The sequence below is a fragment of the Vibrio barjaei genome, from assembly GCF_001639065.2.
In the GTDB taxonomy this organism is placed as follows: domain Bacteria; phylum Pseudomonadota; class Gammaproteobacteria; order Enterobacterales; family Vibrionaceae; genus Vibrio; species Vibrio barjaei.
The window spans coordinates 24,999-47,730 of record NZ_LQXO02000012.1 but is presented as its reverse complement, the minus strand read 5'-3'; the positions used below and the strand labels follow the sequence as shown (position 1 = coordinate 47,730).

General features: G+C 45.2%; 22 protein-coding genes. 7 read left to right on the top strand and 15 right to left on the bottom strand.

From position 1 onward, the window contains the following. Nucleotides 1-2: 2 nt before the first annotated feature. The 13 genes from AWH66_RS06620 to aspS all read right to left on the bottom strand — a co-directional run bounded on the left by AWH66_RS06620 (nucleotide 3) and on the right by aspS (nucleotide 12,127). On the bottom strand, nucleotides 3-446 hold the full coding sequence (locus AWH66_RS06620; protein WP_063605594.1) for an ExbD/TolR family protein: 444 nt from the start codon (nucleotides 444-446) through the stop codon (nucleotides 3-5). Then, nucleotides 446-1,132 (bottom strand): protein TolQ, encoded by a 687-nt coding sequence (gene tolQ, locus AWH66_RS06615; RefSeq protein WP_063605595.1) that lies wholly within the window; start codon nucleotides 1,130-1,132, stop codon nucleotides 446-448. The genes AWH66_RS06620 and tolQ overlap by 1 nt, the downstream gene beginning before the upstream one ends. Beyond that, nucleotides 1,122-1,541 carry a tol-pal system-associated acyl-CoA thioesterase gene (gene ybgC, locus AWH66_RS06610; protein ID WP_006075293.1) on the bottom strand — a complete coding sequence of 140 codons (420 nt, stop codon included), beginning with the start codon at nucleotides 1,539-1,541 and terminating at the stop codon, nucleotides 1,122-1,124. The genes tolQ and ybgC overlap by 11 nt, the downstream gene beginning before the upstream one ends. Nucleotides 1,542-1,724: 183 nt before the next feature. Then, nucleotides 1,725-2,027, bottom strand: a complete 303-nt coding sequence (gene ybgE, locus AWH66_RS06605; RefSeq protein WP_006075292.1) for a cyd operon protein YbgE — start codon at nucleotides 2,025-2,027, stop codon at nucleotides 1,725-1,727. Next, nucleotides 2,020-2,127, bottom strand: a complete 108-nt coding sequence (gene cydX, locus AWH66_RS06600) for a cytochrome bd-I oxidase subunit CydX (RefSeq protein WP_006075291.1) — start codon at nucleotides 2,125-2,127, stop codon at nucleotides 2,020-2,022. Before cydX ends, ybgE begins: the two co-directional genes overlap by 8 nt. 12 nt (nucleotides 2,128-2,139) lie before the next feature. After that, the gene (cydB, locus tag AWH66_RS06595) at nucleotides 2,140-3,276 is read right to left on the bottom strand and encodes a cytochrome d ubiquinol oxidase subunit II (RefSeq protein ID WP_031495488.1); all 1,137 of its coding nucleotides are present in this window, start codon (nucleotides 3,274-3,276) and stop codon (nucleotides 2,140-2,142) included. Between the two features lie 15 nt (nucleotides 3,277-3,291). Next, nucleotides 3,292-4,878 carry a cytochrome ubiquinol oxidase subunit I gene (gene cydA / locus AWH66_RS06590; RefSeq protein ID WP_063605596.1) on the bottom strand — a complete coding sequence of 529 codons (1,587 nt, stop codon included), beginning with the start codon at nucleotides 4,876-4,878 and terminating at the stop codon, nucleotides 3,292-3,294. A 524-nt stretch (nucleotides 4,879-5,402) separates the two neighbouring features. Beyond that, nucleotides 5,403-6,410: a Holliday junction branch migration DNA helicase RuvB gene (gene ruvB, locus AWH66_RS06585; RefSeq protein WP_006075045.1), complete on the bottom strand. Its 1,008-nt coding sequence runs from the start codon at nucleotides 6,408-6,410 to the stop codon at nucleotides 5,403-5,405. A gap of 65 nt (nucleotides 6,411-6,475) precedes the next feature. Beyond that, on the bottom strand, nucleotides 6,476-7,093 hold the full coding sequence (gene ruvA / locus AWH66_RS06580) for a Holliday junction branch migration protein RuvA (RefSeq protein WP_006075044.1): 618 nt from the start codon (nucleotides 7,091-7,093) through the stop codon (nucleotides 6,476-6,478). Nucleotides 7,094-7,173: 80 nt separating this feature from the next. Beyond that, nucleotides 7,174-8,601 (bottom strand): methyl-accepting chemotaxis protein, encoded by a 1,428-nt coding sequence (locus AWH66_RS06575; protein ID WP_063605597.1) that lies wholly within the window; start codon nucleotides 8,599-8,601, stop codon nucleotides 7,174-7,176. Between the two features lie 203 nt (nucleotides 8,602-8,804). After that, nucleotides 8,805-9,326, bottom strand: coding sequence for a crossover junction endodeoxyribonuclease RuvC (gene ruvC / locus AWH66_RS06570; RefSeq protein WP_006075042.1), 522 nt, complete (start codon nucleotides 9,324-9,326; stop codon nucleotides 8,805-8,807). Between the two features lie 13 nt (nucleotides 9,327-9,339). Next, nucleotides 9,340-10,086 carry a YebC/PmpR family DNA-binding transcriptional regulator gene (locus AWH66_RS06565; RefSeq protein ID WP_038230107.1) on the bottom strand — a complete coding sequence of 249 codons (747 nt, stop codon included), beginning with the start codon at nucleotides 10,084-10,086 and terminating at the stop codon, nucleotides 9,340-9,342. A gap of 262 nt (nucleotides 10,087-10,348) precedes the next feature. Then, nucleotides 10,349-12,127 (bottom strand): aspartate--tRNA ligase, encoded by a 1,779-nt coding sequence (gene aspS, locus AWH66_RS06560; protein ID WP_063605598.1) that lies wholly within the window; start codon nucleotides 12,125-12,127, stop codon nucleotides 10,349-10,351. A gap of 287 nt (nucleotides 12,128-12,414) precedes the next feature. On the opposite strand from aspS, the gene AWH66_RS06555 reads away from it, so the two are divergent. From AWH66_RS06555 to AWH66_RS06530, 6 genes are all read left to right on the top strand, one after another. Beyond that, nucleotides 12,415-13,296 (top strand): DUF72 domain-containing protein, encoded by an 882-nt coding sequence (locus AWH66_RS06555; protein WP_063605599.1) that lies wholly within the window; start codon nucleotides 12,415-12,417, stop codon nucleotides 13,294-13,296. A gap of 183 nt (nucleotides 13,297-13,479) precedes the next feature. Continuing rightward, complete coding sequence (gene cmoA, locus AWH66_RS06550; protein ID WP_063605826.1) at nucleotides 13,480-14,208, top strand: carboxy-S-adenosyl-L-methionine synthase CmoA; 729 nt, start codon at nucleotides 13,480-13,482, stop codon at nucleotides 14,206-14,208. Nucleotides 14,209-14,276: 68 nt separating this feature from the next. Further along, complete coding sequence (cmoB, locus tag AWH66_RS06545; protein ID WP_063605600.1) at nucleotides 14,277-15,254, top strand: tRNA 5-methoxyuridine(34)/uridine 5-oxyacetic acid(34) synthase CmoB; 978 nt, start codon at nucleotides 14,277-14,279, stop codon at nucleotides 15,252-15,254. Between the two features lie 158 nt (nucleotides 15,255-15,412). Continuing rightward, entirely contained in the window at nucleotides 15,413-16,147 is a 735-nt protein-coding gene (locus AWH66_RS06540) for a putative ATP-dependent zinc protease (RefSeq protein ID WP_063605828.1), read from the top strand. 53 nt (nucleotides 16,148-16,200) lie between these two features. Beyond that, a complete protein-coding gene (locus AWH66_RS06535) occupies nucleotides 16,201-17,706 on the top strand; it encodes an inactive transglutaminase family protein (RefSeq protein ID WP_063605601.1) in 1,506 nt (501 codons plus the stop codon). A 3-nt stretch (nucleotides 17,707-17,709) separates the two neighbouring features. Then, entirely contained in the window at nucleotides 17,710-18,693 is a 984-nt protein-coding gene (locus AWH66_RS06530; protein WP_063605602.1) for an alpha-L-glutamate ligase-like protein, read from the top strand. A gap of 101 nt (nucleotides 18,694-18,794) precedes the next feature. Here the strand turns inward: AWH66_RS06530 and AWH66_RS06525 are convergent, their stop codons facing one another. Then, nucleotides 18,795-20,912, bottom strand: a complete 2,118-nt coding sequence (locus tag AWH66_RS06525) for a methyl-accepting chemotaxis protein (RefSeq protein WP_063605603.1) — start codon at nucleotides 20,910-20,912, stop codon at nucleotides 18,795-18,797. A 176-nt stretch (nucleotides 20,913-21,088) separates the two neighbouring features. Between AWH66_RS06525 and xthA the strand changes: the two genes are divergently transcribed. Then, nucleotides 21,089-21,895 (top strand): exodeoxyribonuclease III, encoded by an 807-nt coding sequence (gene xthA / locus AWH66_RS06520; RefSeq protein ID WP_063605604.1) that lies wholly within the window; start codon nucleotides 21,089-21,091, stop codon nucleotides 21,893-21,895. Between the two features lie 151 nt (nucleotides 21,896-22,046). On the opposite strand, the gene AWH66_RS06515 is transcribed toward xthA, so the two are convergent. Next, on the bottom strand, nucleotides 22,047-22,730 hold the full coding sequence (locus tag AWH66_RS06515) for an ABC transporter permease (protein WP_063605605.1): 684 nt from the start codon (nucleotides 22,728-22,730) through the stop codon (nucleotides 22,047-22,049). Nucleotides 22,731-22,732: the final 2 nt, after the last annotated feature.

The window sequence follows — 22,732 nt, the reverse complement described above, 5'->3', positions numbered from 1 at the left end:
GACTATTCCCTGATATCGGTTAGTAGGCCCACTTTTGGGATACCGGCCTGACTTAACTCATCTAACAACAACACTACCTCTGCATAAGGGGTAGCCGCATCGCCGCCTACAGCGACAGGCGAATTTGGGTTGATCGACAACTCAGCTCGGACGCGTACGATAATGTCTTGCAAACTAAGTCCTCTTTGCATGTCCTCATTGTTAACGCTCAAACCAAAATTACCGTCGCGATCAACTTCTACAATAATAAAACTTGCATCAGTGTCACCAGCTAGCTCAGTGGCTGGCTTAGCGGTAGACGTTTTTGGTAGTTCAACATCGACACCTTGTGTAACGAAAGGTGACGTCACCATAAAGATGATAAGCAGAACAAGCATTACGTCGATATAAGGAACAACGTTGATTTCACATGTCAGCTTACGTTTCTTTGGTTGGTAGCCAGCCATTACTGCTCCCTACCTGCCATTGCCTGTCTATGCAGGATACTGTGAAACTCTTCTGAGAAGGTCGCGTAGTTGTGCTCCAACTTGCCCACTTTATTACTGAGTCGGTTGTACGCCATTACGGCAGGAATAGCCGCGAATAGACCCATTGCGGTTGCAATCAGTGCTTCGGCAATACCTGGTGCTACCATCGCTAGTGTTGCTTGCTTTACTTCACCTAGCGCGATAAACGCATGCATAATGCCCCAAACGGTACCAAACAGGCCGATATATGGAGAGATTGAACCAACAGTCGCCAGAAACGGTAGGTTAGTTTCCAACTCTTCTACTTCGCGAGAAACGGCAACGCGCATAGAACGACCAGTGCCTTCCATAATAAATGCTGGAGAATCAGCATTCGACTTGCGAAGTCTTAAGAACTCGGTGAAGCCACTGTAGAAAATTTCTTCTGACCCAGAAAGATCGTCTTTTCTTTTCTTCACATCTTGGTAGATCTGTGAAAGATCGGCACCTGACCAGAACTTATCTTCAAACTCGTCTGAGTCTTTAGTTGCCTGTTTTAGTACCTTACTGCGTTTGATGATCATCGCCCAAGATACGACTGACATCCCAAGCAGAATCAACATTACCAATTGAACCAGTAGACTTGCCTCTAGAATGAGGTCCACAAACGAAATATCAGCCGTCACTGTTTTTTAACTCCAATAAGATAGTCGAAGGGATAGCCTTCGGCTTCATTTTTATATTATCGATACATGCCACTTTAACGAGAGCCTTTGCAATTGTCACATTTTGCTCATCAACAATTTCTTGTTGAAATGTTAATGACGCTCGTTTGAATTCAGAAATATGTGTCTTCACTGTGAGGTGGTCGTCTAGTCGTGCACCGCGGATAAAATCAATATCGATATGACGAACGACAAAACCTACTTGTTGGTCAAGCAACTGACGTTGGTGTACGTTTCTGCTACGAAGCAACTCGGTTCTGGCGCGTTCAAAGAAATTGAGATAATTCGAATGGTAGACCACACCGCCTGCGTCGGTGTCTTCATAATAGACGGTGATGGGGAATTCGAAATACGGTGATAACTGAGACAAACTGGTAACTTCCTAATGAATACTGCGCTCTAATATAACGCAAGTGATTGTGTTTGTTATAAGAGCTGACAAAAAATTTTGAATAAAGTGCCAAAATTTACACTCAACTGATGAAGTTATTAGCAGTTTCGAAAGTTTGTTTGTTTCAAAAGGTAAAAAACCCGAGCTATGCTCGGGTTTTCTTTAGATAACGTACATTAACGTTAAGTAACTCAACACAGTTAGTGACAAGTACGGACTGAACACCGCTTGCCAGAGCCAGAACCTCGGTCGGAATCCGACTCCAAACACCATGCTGGCACAAACAGACAATACAAATAGCAATCCTAAGAATGGCGAGAAGCCACCAATGGCGTCAGCGTATTGGTCTGGACTCCACATAAACAAACCGACATTTACAAAGCCGAGTATCAGGGATAAGACGCGCAATAGCGTCTTATCTACTGGTTTGTGGAGTTGCTCTAACTGTTGGTTAAGGTTACTCACTGTCTTCGTCCATCATCTCACTATGCTCTAGCCAAAGAGCATTGATGATGCCAAATGCACACGCAAGTAATACACCTAAAATCCAAGCGAAATACCACATATCAAATGCTCCTTAGTAAAGTGAATTTTTGTTTTCTTCGATGAACTTGTCATCAAGACGACCAAACATCTTGTAGTAAGTCCAAGCTGTGTAGCTAAGAATTACTGGAACCATTACGAACGCTACTGCTGTCATTAGGTTCAGAGTCAACTCACTTGAAGTCGCATCCCACATAGTCAAGCTATGGTTAGGGTTTAGGCTACTTGGCATTACGAATGGGAACATTGCAAAACCAGCCGTAAAGATGATGCCGCCGTTCGCTAGAGAAGAAGCAATGAACGACACTGCACATTTCTCTAGACGCGAAGCCAGTACTGCTAGTAGAGGCATCACCACACCTAGTGCTGGAGCAATCCAAAGTAGTGGGTACTTCTCAAAGTTCGCCATCCACGCACCTGCTTCACGAACCACTTCTTTATTAAGTGGGTTAGATGCTGCATTGCCGTCGATTGCGCTTACGATTGAGTAGCCATCGATGTTTTGAATCCAGAAACCTGCTGCTACGAAAGCCGCAACAACCAATAGACCCATTAGCTGTGCTGTGTTGCGAGCACGAGTATGGATATCACCTGTTGTCTTCATTTGTAGCCAAGTTGAGCCTTGTAGCAAGATCATGAACAAGCTTACTAGACCGCAAAGTAGCGCAAATGGGTTTAGTAGACCAAAGAACGAACCGTGATACGTTGGCATCATGAATTCACTCAGTTGGAACGGTACACCTTGTAGCAAGTTACCAAATGCCACACCAAAGATGATTGGTGGAACAAAACCACTGATTGAAATAGCGATATCCCAAACGTTACGCCATTTGGTGTCTTCTAGCTTTGAACGGTAGTCCAAACCGATTGGACGTAGCCATAGCGCTGCTAGCGTCACAATCATTGCAAAGTAGAAACCGGAGAACGACGTTGCATAAACAAGTGGCCATGCAGCGAATAACGCACCACCAGCAGTGATCAACCATACTTGGTTACCATCCCAGTGAGGGGCAATCGAGTTGATCATTACACGGCGTTGGCTGTCCGTTTTACCTAGGATAGGCACTAGAGCACCTACCCCCATATCAAATCCATCGGTGATTGCGAAACCAGCCAATAGTACGCCGATCAGAATCCACCAGATGAGTCGTAAGACTTCGTAATCAAACATTCTTTTTCTCCTTGCTTACGCTTCTACTTGGCGACTAACTTTGTTCTCTACCGTTTCGTCATTTTGTTCGAAATGGTAACGACCAGTCTTCAAGCTACTTGGACCTTTACGTGCGAATTTCACCATCAAGTAAACTTCAGCAATTAGGAACACAGTATAGAGGGCAATGATTGCGAACAGTGAAGACCATAGCTGGCCTACCGTTAACGCTGACGCGGCTACGTGAGTAGGTAGAATTTCACCAACAGCCCACGGTTGACGTCCGTATTCAGCAACAAACCAACCTGCCTCGATAGCGATCCAAGGTAGTGGGATACTGAATAGCGTTGCTTTGAGAATCCATCTCTTCTGTTCGATTTTTTGACGACATGTTTGTACAAACGCTGCGCCGAATACGAATAGCATGACAAAGCCACACGCAACCATGATACGGAATGACCAGAATAGCGGCCAAACTTTAGGGATAGAGTCATCCGCTGCTGCTTGGATTTGATCTTCTGTCGCATCAACAACTTTGTCTGTGTAGCGTTTAAGTAGTAGACCGTAACCTAGGTCATCTTTCACTTCATCAAACGCGGCAACGTTAGCTTCGCTGCGGTCACCTGCACGAAGTTTTTCTAGCAGCTCGTAAGCGTACATACCGTTACGAATACGATCGACGTGCTCTTCGCGTAGGTCACGAAGGCCAGTTACTGGAGTATCTAGAGAACGCGTTGCGATAATACCCATTACATATGGGATCTTAACCGCGAAGTCGGTGTGCATTTCTTCTTGGTTTGGTAAGCCAAACAGAGTAAATGCTGCCGGTGCTGGCTCAGTGTGCCACTCTGCTTCAATAGCCGCGAGTTTCACTTTTTGAACATCACCCAGCTCGTAACCTGATTCATCACCAAGTACGATTACCGATAGGATAGATGCCATACCGAACGAAGCTGCGATAGCAAACGAACGACGAGCAAATGCAACATCACGACCTTTAAGTAGGTAGTAAGAGCTGATACCTAGGATGAACATTGCACCCGTTGTATAGCCTGATGCTACTGTGTGAACAAACTTAACCTGAGCTACTGGGTTGAGTACTACCTCAGCGAAGCTCACCATTTCCATACGCATTGTTTCAAAGTTGAACTCAGCGCCTACTGGGTGTTGCATCCAACCGTTTGCAACAAGAATCCAGAGTGCAGAGAAGTTCGAACCAAGCGCAACTAACCATGTAACGGCTAAGTGCTGACGTTTTGAGAGCCTATCCCATCCGAAGAAGAAAAGTCCGACAAAAGTGGATTCGAGGAAGAAGGCTACGAGGGCTTCGATAGCAAGCGGGGCACCGAATATGTCGCCAACATAATGGGAATAGTAAGACCAGTTGGTACCAAACTGGAATTCCATAGTAAGACCGGTGGCAACACCTAGAGCGAAGTTAATACCAAATAGCTTACCCCAGAACTTTGTCATGTCCTTGTAGATTTGCTTATTGGTCATTACGTAGAGGGACTCCATGATGGCTAGCAGGAACGCCATACCGAGAGTCAATGGAACGAACAAGAAGTGATACATTGCCGTGAGTGCAAATTGCAGTCTCGACAGATCAACAACGTCTATCATGGTAACTCCTTTTGTGTCAGCTGAACGACACTTTCTACATTTAGCTTCAAGGACTTTGTTTAATAGACATTAAACTTGTTGAGCAAATCATCATCCTTGTTGCAAAAATGTACCTCAATGGTTAGTTAATTGTTAAGCTTGCGCTAATATAGCTGGCGCTAATATTACTGTTAAATTGACTCGGTTTCAAAAGGTTTATTTGTAGAGTTGCTTTGATTTACATCAATAAACACAAAGAGTTGATTGTACGATCTTTAATCACATTGATGCAGATCAATTTCAATGAATTTATGTAAGCAAATTAAGGGAAGTGTGAAGGGGAGGAAGAATTGGGAATACCCCTTTAGTAGCAAGGGATTATAGCGTGAAGTGTTAGCTATATGAAACAGAATTGGACTTCAAATCACACAAAACGATAGATATGACAAATAAAACAAAGCCGCATATTTGCAATATAAATTTACAATAATGCGGCTTAATAATTATTCACAAAAAGGAACTATTTGGATGAAATCTGACAATTATCAATGTTTATCGATACCGAAGTGTAAATAAGCTCGGTCAGACGCGATACGGCCACGAGGTGTGCGTTGTAAATAGCCTTGTTGTATCAAATAAGGCTCAATCACATCTTCGATGGTGTCTTTCTCTTCACCAATGGCTGCTGCTAGGTTGTCGAGACCTACAGGACCACCTGCGAACTTCTCCATAATTGCTAGCAAAAGCTTTCTATCCATGTAGTCAAAACCTTGATGGTCGACATCAAGCATATTCAGTGCTTTGTCTGCGATGTCTGCACAAATATGTCCATTGCCTTTCACTTCCGCATAATCTCGAACGCGACGTAGTAGACGGTTGGCAATACGAGGTGTACCACGAGCACGACGAGCAATCTCCAACGCGCCCTCTGGTTCCATTGACAAGCCAAGGCAAGACGCGCTGCGTTGCACGATCTTTTGCAGATCAGCAATTTTGTAATATTCCAAGCGCTGAACAATACCGAAGCGGTCGCGAAGTGGTGAAGTTAATGAACCAGCTCTGGTTGTCGCGCCAATCAAAGTGAACGGAGGCAAGTCAATCTTAATAGAGCGTGCAGCAGGACCCTCGCCAATCATGATATCCAGTTGGTAGTCTTCCATCGCGGGATACAAAACTTCTTCAACCATTGGACTTAGACGGTGAATCTCGTCAATGAACAAGACGTCATTTTCTTCGAGGTTGGTCAACAGCGCAGCCAAGTCTCCTGCTTTCTCAAGCACCGGACCGGACGTGGTGCGAATGTTCACTTCCATTTCATTGGCGACGATATTGGCTAAGGTTGTCTTACCCAGACCCGGAGGACCAAATATCAACAAGTGATCAAGCGCCTCATTACGCAGTTGTGCCGCTTTGATGAAAATTTCCATCTGGTCACTAACATGCTCTTGACCTTCATAATCGGCCAGTTTTTTAGGACGTATTGCTCGGTCAATCACGTCCTCATCTTTGAAAACAGGATTTTCAGGCGCTATTAAGCGATCGGCTTCAATCATGTCACGCTGTCTCTTTGCTATTCATTCAGCTTATTTAATAAAGGTGAGATTTAATTTCCCACAACTTAAACCATAGCACGCAGTGCTTCACGAATCAGCGCTTCGCTGGTCATATCTGGTTTCGCAACTTGAGAAACTACTTTTGATGCCTGTGTAGGTTTATAGCCCAACGCAAGCAGTGCACTGACCGCCTCTTCTTCCGCGTTGTCGGCATTCATAGCACCAACACTATCAACTGGTGCAGCGTCAGTCGCAGGCGTAAACAAGTCACCCGCGCCCCAACCTTTCAAACGATCTTTCATTTCAACAACTAGACGCTCAGCAGTCTTTTTGCCGACACCAGGTAGCTTAACAAGAGTAGAAATGTCTTCACGTTCTACACACGCAACAAACTGAGTAGCCGACATGCCGGATAGGATACCAAGACCAAGTTTTGGACCAACACCATTGGCTTTGATGACCTCTCTGAACAATGCACGTTCACGGACGGTATTAAAGCCATAAAGTAATTGCGCATCTTCACGCACTACAAAGTGAGTGTAAATGATCGCCTCTTGGCCAATTTCAGGTAGTTCGTAGAAACAGCTCATCGGCATTTGAATTTCGTAGCCAACGCCGCCCACTTCAATTAACAGTTCTGGCGGTTGCTTTTCGATTAGAGTTCCACGTAATCGTCCTATCACAGTTCAATGTCTCATGTTAGTTGCAATAGGGCTTAGGATATAGAATAACTGGATAGGTATCCAGTTATTCTAAGTAAAATTTAAGGCATAACAGAGCGTAGGCGCTCGGAGAGTTCAGTGCCCTCATGGATTTGCTGACCAAGCTGATCACTAATCGTCTGAATGTCTTCGGCAATCGCTTTACTGCCGACGACAGACTCCGCCACATCACTGCTTGCCTGGTCTAATTCGCCGATGGCTAAATTCTGCTGAGTGACCAACTCACTGAGCTCGGTAATTTCTGAAGAAATGGTTTGCACCTGTTCTATCATCATACTCAACTCAGAGACTGTGGTTTGAATGGTTTTTTGTCCGGAGTTGATTTCTTGCTGACTGTTGTTGATAAGAGTGCGAATCTCATCCACTGAATTACTGGTTTTAGACGACAGTTCTCTGACCTGCTCAGCAACGACGGCGAAGCCACGACCATGTTCACCTGCCCTTGCTGCTTCAATAGCAGCATTTAACGCAAGCAAGTTGGTTTGCTCTGCCACGGAAGTAATCAGCTCAATAACCGACACCACTTTCTGATTACTGTTATCGATATTGGTGATGGCCTGCGTCGAAGCATTCAGCATTTCCGAGCTGCTCTCTGCTTGCTGCTTTATCGAATCGGTTTGGGTAATCACTTGCTCCATAAAGTTCACCGACTCTTGGGTGAACGACGACAACTGTTCCAATTGCTGACTCATTTCCTCTGCGGCACTGGCTTGAGAAGCGCTGTTAAGGCTCAGTGACTGTACGTTACTTGTCAGCTGTGTGGATTGCGTGTTCACTTGATGAATCACTTCATCTAACTCTTGAACACTTTCGTTAACAGCGAGTAGCATGCTATCGAGTTTCTTCTCTCCTTCTGAGGCTTTTTCTGCTTGTAACGCACTCTCTTTTTGCGCTTTTTCAGCGCGTGAAATCGCACTTTCTTTCTGTTTTGAAGTAAAGTTTTGTGCGAAGCAAATGACAAAGAGCGGCAGTAACATGCCAGACCAAATCTCTATATTCTGCTTAGATGCCGACAAGTTAATCGTTGGGAACTGATAGCCGGAAGTATGCAAATAGGTCATCACAGCGGATACCGCTAGAATCCCGACGCTCCACGTTAATGCCATAATACGAGATGCGGAAAGATAGAAGGCTACGATCAACAGCGGGGCCCAGAACGCCTGCGTCGAATCAACGATGCCACCGCTTTGGAAAATAATATTCACCGCATGCAACACCATACCAAAGAAACCGATATTCAGTGCAAGTGTGATCATCTTACTAAAACGAAGCACTGCTAAAGCAATAACTTCGACCAAAATCAACGCGATAGAGGTGAGAAATAGAGACGCATGACCATTGGATTGCCACTTAATCGCGCTGTATAAACCAACCACCAAAGCCACAACTGAGAAGACCGCGGTGATTTCCGCTTTACGAAGGGTGTTACGAGAAAGGCTATCCGAATTATTGATAAAATAATGCCACATGCCGTTGGAGTTCCTTGTTATTTGATTATTCGGACATTTGGTCCTTTGAATTGACTCATCGGACCAATATTAGGAAGTTAACAAATAATTAACAAGGCGAATTAGGCGAAAAGCTCTAAAAGTGTGGACTGGCTATCGTTAAAATTATCGGTATGGCGTTTATATCGCCACGCTTCCTTAATGGCTTCATGCGATTAATTTGATTAGCGATAACGCCCTTTTTTTGCGCCTGTTGCTTTACCTGCTAAAGCAACAAGTGTTTTGTTGGTGTTTGCATGACAGATTGCAACACCTAAGGCGTCAGCCGCATCAGCTTGAGGTTTGGACGGCAATTTCAGCATTGCCATAACCATGTGCTGAACCTGTGCTTTATCTGCTCCACCCGTACCCACTACCGCTTGCTTGATTAAGCGTGCTGCGTATTCGTAGACAGGCAAGTCATTATTCACCGCGGCAACAATTGCGCTGCCTCTGGCTTGTCCTAACTTAAGCGCTGAATCAGCGTTTTTAGCCATAAACACCTGTTCAATAGCAAACACATCTGGCTGAAATTGAGTAATGATCTCACTCACACCTGCGTAGATTTGTTTGAGTCTGCCCGGTAACTCTGCTTCTGATGTACGGATACACCCGCTACCGAGGTATTGCAAATGGCGACCCTGCTGACGAATTACACCATATCCGGTGATACGTGAGCCAGGGTCGATTCCTAGTATTATTGACATGATTTCTCGTTAATTACTCAAGGCTTGCTGCGACTTCGTCAGAGATATCACCGTTGTGATAGACCTCTTGCACATCGTCAAGGTCTTCCAGTGCGTCAATCAAGCGCAGTAATTTTGGTGCCGTCGTCTCATCAAGCTCCGCTTTGGTTGACGGCACAAGTGTCACTTCTGCATTGGCGGCTTGGTACCCAGCGCCATCTAACGCATCTTTCACTGCACCAAAGTCAGCAGGTGTGGTGTAAACATCAATAGCGCCATCGTCTCCGGTTTCGATATCATCAGCACCACCTTCTAGTGCAACCTCCATCACTTCGTCTTCGTCCAGACCTGGAGCATAAGAAATGACGCCCTTTTTATCGAATAGATAGTTCACACTACCATCAGTACCGAGGTTGCCCCCTGCTTTAGAAAATGCGTGGCGAACGCCAGATACGGTTCGATTACGATTGTCGGTCATGCATTCCACCATGACTGCCGTTCCACCGGGACCGTAACCCTCGTAGATGACCGTTTCCATGTTGTCATCGCCTTCCCCACCAGCACCACGACTCACGGCACGATTTACCGTATCACGAGTCATATTGTTGGAGAGTGCTTTATCAATAGCGGCACGAAGACGAGGGTTGTTTTCAGGTTCACCACCACCTTCTTTAGCGGCAACGACAATTTCGCGAATCAATTTAGTGAAGATTTTGCCGCGCTTGGCATCTTGCGCTGCTTTACGGTGACGAATATTCGCCCATTTACTATGACCTGCCATAACAAATCCTTTGAGTTCTATGAAGTTGGATTACTTTTTATGTTGGTATAACTATACAGATTTTGGAAACAAAAACTCCCGCTGTTGCGGGAGTTTTGGGTATGTTGTGATCTTGGGTTTTAGTTTTGGTGCTCGCGGTTAGAAGATCCCTGCATACGCAGGGATGACAACAGCTTGAGCACACCAAAGGTTGATGTGTCATTCCTGCGCAGGCAGGAATCTACCCAAGACATGCGACCTAACTAAAAAACCACGTCGTACCTTAAGAGTCTTTCTTCTCTTTCGCTGCAGTCACAGCAATCGCTAGCTCTTCAAGTGCTGCTGGGTTTGCTGCACTTGGTGCATCTGTCAGTAGACACGCTGCCGCGGTTGTTTTCGGGAATGCGATTACGTCACGGATGTTTTCCGTACCGCAAAGTAGCATCACAAGACGGTCAAGACCGAATGCAAGTCCTGCGTGTGGTGGTGTACCAAACTTAAGTGCATCTAGTAGGAAACCAAACTTCTCACGTTGCTCTTCTGCATCGATACCAAGGATCTCGAATACTGCTGCTTGCATTTCTGCGTTATGAATACGAACAGAACCGCCACCTACTTCATAGCCGTTTAGAACCATATCGTACGCGTTTGAGTTTGCTGCCGCTGGGTTCGCTTTTAGCTCTTCCGCAGTCATGCCTAGAGGAGACGTGAATGGGTGGTGCATCGCGTGCAGGTTACCCTCGTCATCTTCTTCGAACATTGGGAAGTCAACAACCCAAAGAGGTGCCCACTTAGACTCATCAGTAAGTTCAAGATCCTTACCAATTTTAAGACGAAGTGCACCCATTGCTTCAGCAACTGTGTTCGCTTTGTCTGCACCAAATAGAATGATATCGCCAGACTCAGCTTCAGTGCGCTCAAGAATACCGTTGATCACTTCTTCGTTTAGGAACTTCGCTACTGGAGACTGGATACCTTCCATACCTGCGGCACGGTCGTTAACCTTCATCCACGCAAGACCTTTCGCGCCGTAAATACCAACGTACTCTGCGTAACCATCAATTTGCTTACGAGTTAGAGAAGCACCGCCTGGTACACGGATAACCGCTACGCGACCTTTTTCGTCGTTAGCTGGGCCTGAGAACACTTTGAATTCAACATCTTTTAGTAGATCAGCAACGTCTACTAACTCAAGCGGGTTACGTAGATCTGGCTTATCTGAACCAAAACGACGAATCGCTTCAGAGAAAGGCATAACTGGGAACTGACCTAGGTCTACGTTCAATAGCTCTTGCCACATATCGCGAACCATTTTTTCTGTCACTTCACGAACTTGATCCGCAGACATAAAAGAAGTTTCGATATCGATTTGAGTAAATTCAGGTTGACGGTCAGCACGCAAGTCTTCATCACGGAAGCACTTAACGATTTGGTAGTAACGGTCGAAACCAGACATCATCAGCAGCTGCTTAAATAGCTGTGGTGATTGAGGTAGTGCGTAGAACGAACCTTTGTGAACACGGCTAGGCACTAAGTAGTCACGTGCACCTTCTGGTGTCGCTTTAGTTAGTACTGGTGTTTCGATGTCTAGGAAGCCATTGTCGTCAAGGAAACGACGAACAAAGCTTGATGCTTTAGCGCGCAGCTTAATACGATCGCTCATTTCTGGACGACGAAGATCGATGTAACGATACTTAAGGCGCTGCTCTTCAGTATTGGTTTGGTTGAAGTCTAGTGGCAATACATCACTGCGGTTGATGATTTCAAGGCCAGTTGCCAAGATCTCAACCTCGCCAGTTGCCATGTCTTTGTTAACTTGGCTTTCTGGACGAACACGAACTTCACCAGTCAGCTTGATGCAGAATTCGTTGCGAAGTTGGTTTGCCACTTCGTAAGCATCAGCCATGTCTGGATCAACAACTACCTGAACGATACCTTCACGATCTCGCATATCGATAAAGATAAGACCGCCTAAATCTCGGCGACGGTTTACCCAGCCGCACAGTTCTACAGTTTGTCCTGCAAGGGACTTGTTCAGGTGACCACAGTAATGGCTACGCATAGTGAATTTCCCAATTTCCAATAGTGATAATGAAACGTATAGTATGGGCAAGTGACTATTATCTAGCCAACTTACATTACACCCATAAAATCAAAGGTTCATTTATACTCGGAAAATCGTCTAAAATCGACCTAATTTGACAGAATTGTTGTGTTTAATTGCCAGTTGCGGCACTAGAACTCTTGAAATGGATAAAATATCAACAAATCCTGTTGATACGATCTAAGCCAGAACATTACAGTCAATACACGAGATGCCATAGATGGAAACGAAAGCAAGGGAAGATGATGAGCGAGCTTAAGTTAAGATTGGGTTTAACCATGTGGTCACACAGTGATTGGCAGCACTCATTCTATGGTAAAGGTACCAAGCCAAATGAGCGCTTGGAGCGTTATGCATCTGTTTTTCACACTGTGGAAGGCAATACCACCTTTTACGCTACACCGAATAATTCTACTGTCGATAGCTGGAATCGTGCGACTCCTGAAGATTTCCGCTTTACCTTCAAGCTCCCAAAACAGATCACCCACGAGCAAATGCTCACTCAATGCCGAGCAGAGCTAAACAACTTCCTCAAAGTTATGGAACCGCTGCACTCGAAAATTGGTATGTGGACGATTCAGCTTCCGATCAGTTTTGCTCCCGAACACCTCGCATCACTGCAATCTTTTTGCCAGTGGTTCCCTAGCGACATGCCGTTGGGGGTTGAGGTTCGCCATTTGGGATTTTTCAATAAATCTGATGACGAACGACGGTTTAACCAATGGTTAATGGAGCAAAATATCGACCGCATTATTATGGATAGTCGTCCTGTTTTCGCGGCCAAGCCGGATACCCCTGCCGTCATCGACGCTCATGAAAAGAAACCAAAAGTACCTGTTCACGCTATTGCCACTGCACAACATCCACTGATTCGCTTTATTGGTCACCCCGATATGGAACAAAATCTTCGCTTCTTTAAGCCTTGGGAAAACAAACTTGCCGAGTGGATTCAACAAGGTAAGCAGCCCTACGTTATGATCCATACTCCTGACAATGTCGAAGCACCTGAGCTTGCCATTAAGCTTTATGAAGTGCTAAGCCAGTATATGGCAACGCTTCAAACAACGCTTTCCCCACTCAACACAATTCCTGCATTGCGCGATGATCATCAAATTTCCATGTTCTAATTCATTACTGTGTGTTTATTTCTCACTGATTTGACTTAACACAAATTGCGATATAACCACGCGGGATGACTTTTCTTGATGAATAACGTAAAATGCGCGCCTTTTTTATTGCCTCTGAACTTGTACTTAGCAGTGCGCTGAGCCAAGTTTAGGACTGAGTGAGACCGTATGGGGAACAATGATATGCAGAACAAAGATACGATATTCTCTGCACCTATCGATAAAATTGGTGACTTTACCTTCGACGAACGCGTAGCGGAAGTCTTCCCAGATATGATTCAACGCAGTGTACCGGGTTACAGCAATATTATTTCTGCTATTGGAATGCTGGCTGAGCGCTTTGCAAAGCCTCACTCCACTATTTATGACTTAGGCTGTTCCTTGGGCGCTGCTACGCTATCTATGCGTCGTAACATTACTCAAGAAGGTTGCCAAATCATTGCGGTCGATAACTCTCCAGCTATGGTTGAGCGTTGCAAACTTCATGTGAATGCTTACCGCTCTGATACTCCGGTTAATGTCGTTGAAGCCGATATTCGTGACATTGATATCACCGACGCGTCCGTTGTGGTGCTTAACTTTACGCTTCAATTTTTATCTCCAGAGGATCGCCGAACTCTGCTTGAAAAGATCTACGCTGGTTTGCGCCCTGGCGGTATTTTGATCTTATCGGAGAAATATGTGTTCGAAGACGAAAGCGCCAATGAACTATTAATCGATTTGCATCATGACTTCAAGCGCGCCAATGGTTACAGCGAACTCGAAATTAGCCAAAAGCGTAGTGCCATTGAAAACGTGATGCGCCCAGACTCAATCACGATGCACAAGGCGCGCTTTGAAGAGATCGGTTTTAGCAGCTGCGAAGTTTGGTTCCAGTGTTTCAACTTCGGCTCTATGTTTGCTATTAAATAGCGTATTACAACCATTACCCAGATAGACCATTAGCGAGATGTCGCTAAGTTTAAAAATTAGAGAATCCCATGTTTAATTTTGCAGACTTCTACCAACTTATTGCTCAAGATACACGCCTACAGCCGTGGCTTAATGTGTTGCCTCAACAGCTGACTGATTGGCAAAACGCTCAGCATGGCGATTTTGATCGTTGGTTAAGAGCCCTCGCAAAGATTGATGTGGGTCAGCCTGATAACGTAGAGCTGAAAGACAGCGTGACCATTTCAAACTCTGAGCCATTGCCCACCGGCGAAATGAAAAAGCTTGAGAGTTTACTGCGTACTTTCCACCCTTGGCGTAAGGGTCCGTACCATGTTCATGACATTCATATTGATACCGAGTGGCGCTCTGATTGGAAATGGGATCGCGTGCTGCCACACATCTCTCCATTAAAGAATCGCTCTGTATTGGATGTTGGCTGTGGTAACGGCTATCACATGTGGCGCATGCTAGGTGAAGGTGCGCGTCTATGCGTGGGTATTGACCCATCACACCTATTTTTGGTTCAATTTGAAGCGATTCGCAAAATGATGGGCAACGACCAACGCGCTCATTTGCTGCCATTAGGTATCGAACAGCTTCCTGAACTGCAAGCGTTTGATACGGTATTCAGCATGGGTGTGTTGTATCACCGCCGTTCGCCGCTCGATCACCTTATCCAGTTAAAGAACCAATTGGTAGCGGGTGGCGAGCTGATTTTAGAAACCTTAGTTATCGAGGGTGACGAGAATGCTGTGTTGGTGCCGCACGATCGCTACGCTCAAATGCGCAATGTTTACTTTTTCCCGTCAGCACGTGCATTGAAAGTTTGGCTCGAGAAAGTTGGCTTTGAAAATGTACGTATCGTTGATGAGAACGTGACGACAATCGGTGAGCAACGAACCACTGAATGGATGACACATAACTCGTTGCCTGAATATCTAGATCAGAATGATCCTAGCAAAACTGTCGAGGGCTACCCTGCTCCACGTCGCGCTATCTTAATTGCTGATAATCCAAGCAATTAATCAATCGTAAGTGTTGTATACGTCTCACTTTATTGAGTTTTGACATGACGTTTATAACTCTAACGCAGCTCTGACAATAGGGAGTATCAAACTCCCTTATTGATCAGCTAAAATCCATGCTACTTCCTGTTCCATTATTTACTGTTTTAGGGTTTAAGATGTACAAACGCTTGGCACCACTTGTCGCCATCGGTTTACTTTCCGGCTGTTCCACTATTAATCATCAAGAACTTCACCAAAGTACACTCAATGCAATCAAGCAATCTGATCAGCGCCTTGAGAATCGCCTCACCAATATCGACCTGCAGTTGAGTAACCAAACTGACTACATCGATAGTTTGGAATCTGAAATCATCGCACTCAATGAACAAATTAAGGTACTTGAAAACAATCAAGCGGCAGGATTGGAGAAAATTGATGAATCTAAGCCTCTTCCGGCTATAGTTGCTGTGCCTTCAATTTCAAGCCCTGTCATCTTGGGTTCTGTTGAAAAAGTTAAACTTGATGTTTTGAAACAGACTTTCGATGCACGTGTTGATACAGGCGCTGCGACGTCCTCATTAAATGCCGGGGATATTCAGGCGTTTGAGAGAGATGGTAAGCAATGGGTGAAGTTTCACCTAGTCAACGACAAAGTTAAAGAGCAGGAAAAACGTTGGATTGAAGCTCCTGTCCTCCGATACGTTAAAATACGCCAATCTACTAGCGATGAAATGGAACGCAGAGCTGTGGTTGAATTGTGGATCCGTGTAGGAAAAATCCATGAAAAAGCGCAATTTACACTGGCGGATCGCTCGCAAATGACCCACCCTATATTACTAGGAAGAGAATTTATCAAAGATATTGCTTTAGTGGATGTAAGTCAGCAATATATACTTTCATCTAACAAATAAATCTCTTTTGAATAACACTTTCAGGGAAAGCAATTACAATAATAAGGTTGTTTATGACTTCACGTATTCCATTTTACCTATCAGTAGGCTTACTGATTGCCGCAGGTATTGCGCTTAGTGTCATCAGGCACGAAACATACGGCGTTCCATGGACTCCAGGTGAAACTCGCCAAGTCTGGGATATCGAGGCTAGAGTTGAATTTAATGCCATTGGCAAGCCCGCAAAAGTTTCTCTAGCGGCACCTTACACTCAAGAAGGCTTCACGCTCATTGGAGAATCTGCATCGTCACCAGGTTACGGTGTTTCCTATGTAGATTCTGACGCAGGTCGTCGGGCAGAGTGGTCAATCCGCCAAGCGCAAGGCCCTCAAACGATCTACTACAAAACTCAATTTCTTGTCGATGACCAAGCACTCGCTAACTCGACACCGCCTACCGAAGAAGTCATTAAACCAACCTTTGATGGTCCAGAAGAAGCAGCAGCAATCGCTTTGGTCGAACGTGCTAACTCTCGCTCCTCTGACAATATCACTTTTACTCGCGAGCTCATCAAAGCACTGAATGACGGCGATAGCCAAAACTCAGCTCTTATTCTGAACAACATGACTAAGCTGCAAGCAGCTTCTAAACTTCTTGCGTATGCTGAAGTTCCAAGCAAAGTGGTCGGCGTTATTGAATTAGAAGACGGCCGCCGTCGCCAATCTAGCCAACAAATGCTGCAAGTTTGGGATGGCAAGAAGTGGCAAATTTTCTCTCCTGAAACAACTGAAGGTAAGAAACAGCAAAACCTGTTGGTTTGGGATGAGTCCAACGTCTCTTTACTTGATGTCGTGGGTGGTAAAGACAGTAAAGTTCATTTCACCATGATTTCGCAAGAGGTATCCCCTCAAGAAGCGACAAACAGCAAAGTTGATGCTGACGGCCTACTTAACTTCTCTATTCATAGCCTGCCTCTCGAAGAGCAAGCCATGTTTAAGACTATCATGCTGATACCAATTGGCGCGTTGATTGTTGTGTTCTTAAGAATACTGATCGGCCTGAAGACCTCCGGTACTTTCATGCCAGTTCTGATTGCCGTAGCCTTCGTTCAGACACAGTTAGTCACAGGTATTGTCGGCTTCCTATTGATTGTTGGTACCGGTTTAGTTATCCGTAGCTATCTATCCAAACTCAACTTACTGTTAGTTGCCAGGATATCAGCGGTCATCATCACCGTTATTTTGATTATTTCTGTCTTTACCGTCGTTGCCTTCAAGATTGGTCTCACTGAAGGTCTGTCAATTACCTTCTTCCCAATGATCATCTTGTCTTGGACGATCGAACGTATGTCGATTCTATGGGAAGAGGAAGGCGCGAAAGAGGTTGTACTGCAAGGTGGTGGCTCGCTACTAACTGCGGTTCTGGTTTATCTCGCGATGACCAATCCATATGTACAGCACCTAACGTTTAACTTTATCGGTCTGCAACTGGTTATCCTTGGTGGTATCCTGATGTTAGGTACATACACAGGCTACCGTCTGACAGAACTACGCCGTTTCAAACCTCTAACGGAGGACTAATTTATGCTACGTAAGCTAACCAGTCCTTTTAAGTTACGTGAACGCGGTATCATGGGTATGAACCAGCGTAACCATAGTTACATTGGTCGCTACAATGATCGTTCTAAATACCCGTTGGTAGACGACAAACTTAAAACCAAAATCATCGCAGAGGAAGCTGGCGCAACCACACCAGCCTTGATTGGTGTAATTCGAAGTCAGGTTGAAGTTAAAACCATCCATGAGATGGTTAAAGACTGGCCTGGATTCGTAATTAAACCTGCTCAAGGTAGTGGTGGTAAAGGTATCTTAGTGGTCACGGAGCACAAAGATGGGGTCTACACTAAACCATCTGGCTCTACCATTAACAAAGAAGACGTTGAACGTCACATCAGTAACGCGCTAGCGGGACTGTTCTCATTAGGTGGCAAGAACGATGTAGCGGTCGTCGAAAACCTCATCAAGTTTGATGACTGCTTTGAAGGTTTCAGTTACGAAGGGGTTCCTGACGTTCGAATCATCGTATTCCAAGGTTACCCAGTGATGGCGATGATGCGCCTTTCTACATCCGCGTCCGACGGCAAGGCCAACCTTCACCAAGGTGCTGTAGGTGTTGGTATTGATATCGCTACCGGCAAAGCGGTTCGAGCGGTTCAATTTGACCAGCCAGTAACCCTCCACCCAGACACCGGCAAAGAACTTGCAACGCTTGCTGTACCTCACTGGGAACGACTCCTGACTCTTGCCTCAAGTGCTTATGAAATGACAGGCTTGGGCTATATGGGTACGGATATGGTGTTAGACAAGGAAGAAGGACCAATGGTGTTAGAGCTTAATGCTCGTCCTGGTCTTGCGATTCAAATTGCCAATGGGTGCGGCATCTTACCGAGACTGCAACACATCGAATCATTAGGCGAACCTAATCCGTTTACCTACCCTTCTCCAGAAGAGCGTGTTGCCTATGCGGCTAAGATGTTTGGGCACGTTAATGAGGAAGAAGCGTCATAACGGTTCTGTGCTGATTTCTTTTCTTCACTGAATTGTTGAATACAAAACGCGACCTATTCGGTCGCGTTTTTTGTTATTACTTTTGTGCTCAAAAAGAGCGGCTATACCTTAAATTGGCTCATCAACCCTTGTTGTTCTCCAGAAAGCTGGTTGATTTCTTTGCCCACTTTTTCTGAATCTCCTGCTTTCTCTAAGATTTGAGCACTTAAATCACGAATGTTACTCACGTTTTGGTTAACTTCCGCCGATACGGATTGCTGTTCTTCCGCCGCCTTAACAATCTGGCTGTTCATATCGTTAATCGCTGAGATAGACTCGAAGATGCTGCTCAGTGCTGCAACGGCTTGCTGTACATGCGTCGCAGTGGAATCTGCAAGTTGTGAGCCTTCTTGAATTGCACTTACCACATCTCGCGTTCCCTTCTGAACGCGCTCAATCACTTCTTGGATTTCGCCGACCGAGTCGTGAGTACGACTTGCTAGACTTCGAACCTCATCTGCAACTACCGCGAACCCACGACCTTGCTCTCCTGCTCTCGCCGCTTCAATAGCTGCATTTAGCGCTAGTAGGTTAGTCTGCTCGGAAATCCCTTCAATGACGGCGAGTATCTCTGTGATATTAGTGTTGTTCTTCGCTAGCTCTTCAACCACCGGTACGGTAGCTTTCATCTGCTCAACCAAACGAACCATTTCGCTGGCTGATAGCTCAACGACTTCCTGACCTTGGCTAGCAGACTCATTTGCTGACGCTGCTGCTTGCACCGCTACTTCAGCATTTTGGACTACGAGTGACGCCGTTTGTGTCATCTCTTCTGAAGCAGTAGCAACAAGGTCAACTTCTCTAAATTGAGCTTCACTACTCTCTCGTGTTGCTACCGCCGTGGCATTAGCGCTTTCTGCGGTACCTGCAATACGTTCGGTGGTTACGGCAACTTGTTGGATCGTCGTTTGCAGTTTCGCTAAGAAGGCATTGAACTGCTCTGCAAGCTGACCTATCTCATCACCCGATTTAACTTCCAAACGCTGCGTTAGGTCTCCCTCTCCGCTGGCAATATCTTCGAGGCGAGTAACCACCTCTCTAATTGGCTTAACTAAGCGCAGCGACATTAGAGCGATGATGACGAGCCCTACAATAACAAAACCAGCACCTACTAAGACTTCAAATACAATTCCCTCTTCTAGCTGCTTAGAGATAATGCTATCAAGCTCAATGGCATCACTGAGAACGCTGCTACGAGGCATATCAAAGAAAACGCCCCATGTCTGGTTAGCAATGGTGACCGGATTAAATACCGTTAACCACTGACCATCTGCACTCCATTGAGCGCTAGCTTCTTCTCCAAACATAAGGTCAGTAATCTGCTCTGACGATAAAATGGCGCTTTTATAAGGAGAGCCAACTTTAATACTCGAATCGTCACTGGCAATTACACTTTCATCGAGGCTGATGATGTTCACGTGTCCACTGCCATTAAAGAGGCTGGCATCTGACTCCATAACGGTATTGGCGAGCTCCGTCAGTTTAAGGTCGATACCTAAAAATCCAATCAGAATGTTATCAACTTCAATCGGAATTGAGAGTGATGAAGTGAGATGTTGCTGATCACCAATAGTACTGAGTCGTGGGGTACTGACACACGATGCTTCGGTAGCGAGAGGACAATAAAAGCGCTCCCCATCTTCTAAAGCGTCTAGCTTACGCTTGGTTAGAACCGTGCGGACGGCATTTTCACCCGTCTCTGTGATTTGCCAATAGGTTGCAAACTGTCCAAGCTCATTGGAACCTACGTAGTCGGCTCCTTCATAGTTTGAATCTTCTCCATCGAGCATATTGGGTTTAAACACTAAATATGCACCTTGGATCGAAGGAAACTCGATAACGGCCTGTCGAATCATTTCATCCAGTGCAGTACGCAGATCCTCACTAGGGACGAAGTTTTCTTCCGCGTTATACTTTTGAAACTTAGCGTTGGCGATCAACATTTCCGCACGGTAAATCGCTTCATTGAAATAATCTTTGACTTCTCGCGCGTTGATATCCGCACGAGCTTCAAGTAACGCTTGTGATTTTTCAACCACCGATTCGGAACTGAGTGTTTGAATTGCTTTTTGGCTGTTGATGGCGTTATAGAGAGAAAAGCCTATCAAAGCTATGGAAGTAAATAGCAAGCAGCAGCCTGCCAACACCGTGATTTTCCACTGCACGGAAAGAGTTCGCATAGTACATCCTTTTTGCAAACGTGAGCCAGTATGTTTTTTTATCGACGTATTGTCGTATTTATTTAGCGATTTATTACATCATTTTTACATCTACACCTCAACTGAAGCGTTGTACGTTCCGGATGCTCAATGCTAGTATTTTGACCCTGATATAAAAATCACAGGATTAGTGAGAAATGAAAGTCATCAGTTTTAATATCAATGGCCTACGCGCTCGACTTCATCAGCTTCAAGCGTTGATTGACAAACATCAACCAGACGTCATTGGTTTGCAAGAAATCAAAGTTCACGACGAGGCATTCCCATTAGAAGCAGTAGAAGCAATGGGCTACAAAGTCTATTTCCACGGCCAAAAGGCGCACTATGGTGTCGCTATGCTTTGTAAACAGGAGCCTATCTCGGTTCAAAAAGGCTTCCCTACTGACAACGAAGATCATCAAAAACGCATGATCATGGCAACATTCGAAGATGCGAATGGCGACAAAGTGACCGTGTTAAATGGCTACTTCCCTCAAGGGGATAACATTAGCCATGAGACCAAGTTTCCTTACAAAGAAGCGTTCTATAAAGATCTGATGGCCTATTTGAATGACCACCATAGTAATGATGAGAAGCTTATCGTTATGGGTGACATCAACATCAGTCCAATCGACCTAGATATCGGTATAGGTGAACCAAATCGCAAGCGCTGGCTCAAGACCGGTAAGTGTTCCTTCCAGCCAATTGAACGTGAATGGCTACAGACTCTACTCGACTGGGGCTTCGTGGATACATTCCGTCAACTGCATCCAAACGTCGATGATCAGTTCTCATGGTTTGATTACCGTTCTCGCGGATTCGATGATAATCGCGGCCTGCGAATTGACGTAGTATTGGCAACGAAGAGTCTTGCAAAAACGTGTTCAGAAGCAGGTATTGATTACGAACTACGTGGCATTGAGAAGCCATCTGATCACGCGCCAATTTGGTCTGTGTTTGGCTAAGCTAAGGTTTGGTTCGCGCTAATATACCGTAATTCCTGCCTCCGAGCAGGAATCTACCCAAAGCGTAATACAAAAACAAAATCCCCGATCATCACTTTCACAACAATCGGGGATAATAATTCTAATTATTCTTTCTTAAGGAATAACTACATCACTGTGACTCTAATGGTCTCATATACGCTAGGAATCGCTTCTCTGCTTTCTTAAATACCCAAAGAATAATGAAGGTCAGTCCCATATAGAACAAACCTGCGGTCAGGAATGACTCAAACGGTGCATAGTAACGAGAGTTCACTAGTCTGGCAGCACCGGTCAAATCCATAATGGTGACGATACCTGCTACCGCCGAACCGTGAAGCATGAAAATAACTTCGTTACTGTATGCTGGTAAGGCTCTGCGTAACGCGCTAGGCAAAATAATGCGACGATAGGTCTTCCAAGGGCTCATTCCATAAGCTTTTGCGGCTTCGACTTCACCTTTTGGTAAGCCATTTATCGCACCGCGGATAATTTCTGCCGTATACGCTGATGTGTTAAGTACAAACGCGACTAACGCGCAGAACCATGCGTTTTCCCACAGCGTATCTTTGACTGGGAAGAATTGGTCCATGCCGTAGTAAATCAAATAGAGTTGAACCAACAATGGCGTGCCACGGAAAAAATATATAAAACCCCACGATGGCAAACTGAACAAGTAGTTAGTACTATTTCTGGCTACCGCCAATGGAATTGCCACGCACAAGCCAATCACTAATGCCAGCGACACCAACCACGCAGTAGTCCAAAGGCCATCCAGATAGACTGGGAAACTTTCTATAATCAATGAAAAGTCCATAT

Excerpts from the sequence above, each read along its gene's own strand:
- AWH66_RS06620 (WP_063605594.1), bottom strand. The coding sequence starts at position 446 with ATGGCTGGCTACCAACCAAAGAAACGTAAGCTGACATGTGAAATCAAC.
- cydX (WP_006075291.1), bottom strand. The coding sequence starts at position 2,127 with ATGTGGTATTTCGCTTGGATTTTAGGTGTATTACTTGCGTGTGCATTT.
- cydB (WP_031495488.1), bottom strand. The coding sequence starts at position 3,276 with ATGTTTGATTACGAAGTCTTACGACTCATCTGGTGGATTCTGATCGGC.
- cydA (WP_063605596.1), bottom strand. The coding sequence starts at position 4,878 with ATGATAGACGTTGTTGATCTGTCGAGACTGCAATTTGCACTCACGGCA.
- ruvB (WP_006075045.1), bottom strand. The coding sequence starts at position 6,410 with ATGATTGAAGCCGATCGCTTAATAGCGCCTGAAAATCCTGTTTTCAAA.
- AWH66_RS06575 (WP_063605597.1), bottom strand. The coding sequence starts at position 8,601 with ATGTGGCATTATTTTATCAATAATTCGGATAGCCTTTCTCGTAACACC.
- ruvC (WP_006075042.1), bottom strand. The coding sequence starts at position 9,326 with ATGTCAATAATACTAGGAATCGACCCTGGCTCACGTATCACCGGATAT.
- AWH66_RS06565 (WP_038230107.1), bottom strand. The coding sequence starts at position 10,086 with ATGGCAGGTCATAGTAAATGGGCGAATATTCGTCACCGTAAAGCAGCG.
- aspS (WP_063605598.1), bottom strand. The coding sequence starts at position 12,127 with ATGCGTAGCCATTACTGTGGTCACCTGAACAAGTCCCTTGCAGGACAA.
- AWH66_RS06555 (WP_063605599.1), top strand. The coding sequence starts at position 12,415 with ATGAGCGAGCTTAAGTTAAGATTGGGTTTAACCATGTGGTCACACAGT.
- cmoA (WP_063605826.1), top strand. The coding sequence starts at position 13,480 with ATGCAGAACAAAGATACGATATTCTCTGCACCTATCGATAAAATTGGT.
- cmoB (WP_063605600.1), top strand. The coding sequence starts at position 14,277 with ATGTTTAATTTTGCAGACTTCTACCAACTTATTGCTCAAGATACACGC.
- AWH66_RS06540 (WP_063605828.1), top strand. The coding sequence starts at position 15,413 with ATGTACAAACGCTTGGCACCACTTGTCGCCATCGGTTTACTTTCCGGC.
- AWH66_RS06535 (WP_063605601.1), top strand. The coding sequence starts at position 16,201 with ATGACTTCACGTATTCCATTTTACCTATCAGTAGGCTTACTGATTGCC.
- AWH66_RS06530 (WP_063605602.1), top strand. The coding sequence starts at position 17,710 with ATGCTACGTAAGCTAACCAGTCCTTTTAAGTTACGTGAACGCGGTATC.
- AWH66_RS06525 (WP_063605603.1), bottom strand. The coding sequence starts at position 20,912 with ATGCGAACTCTTTCCGTGCAGTGGAAAATCACGGTGTTGGCAGGCTGC.
- xthA (WP_063605604.1), top strand. The coding sequence starts at position 21,089 with ATGAAAGTCATCAGTTTTAATATCAATGGCCTACGCGCTCGACTTCAT.
- AWH66_RS06515 (WP_063605605.1), bottom strand. The coding sequence starts at position 22,730 with ATGGACTTTTCATTGATTATAGAAAGTTTCCCAGTCTATCTGGATGGC.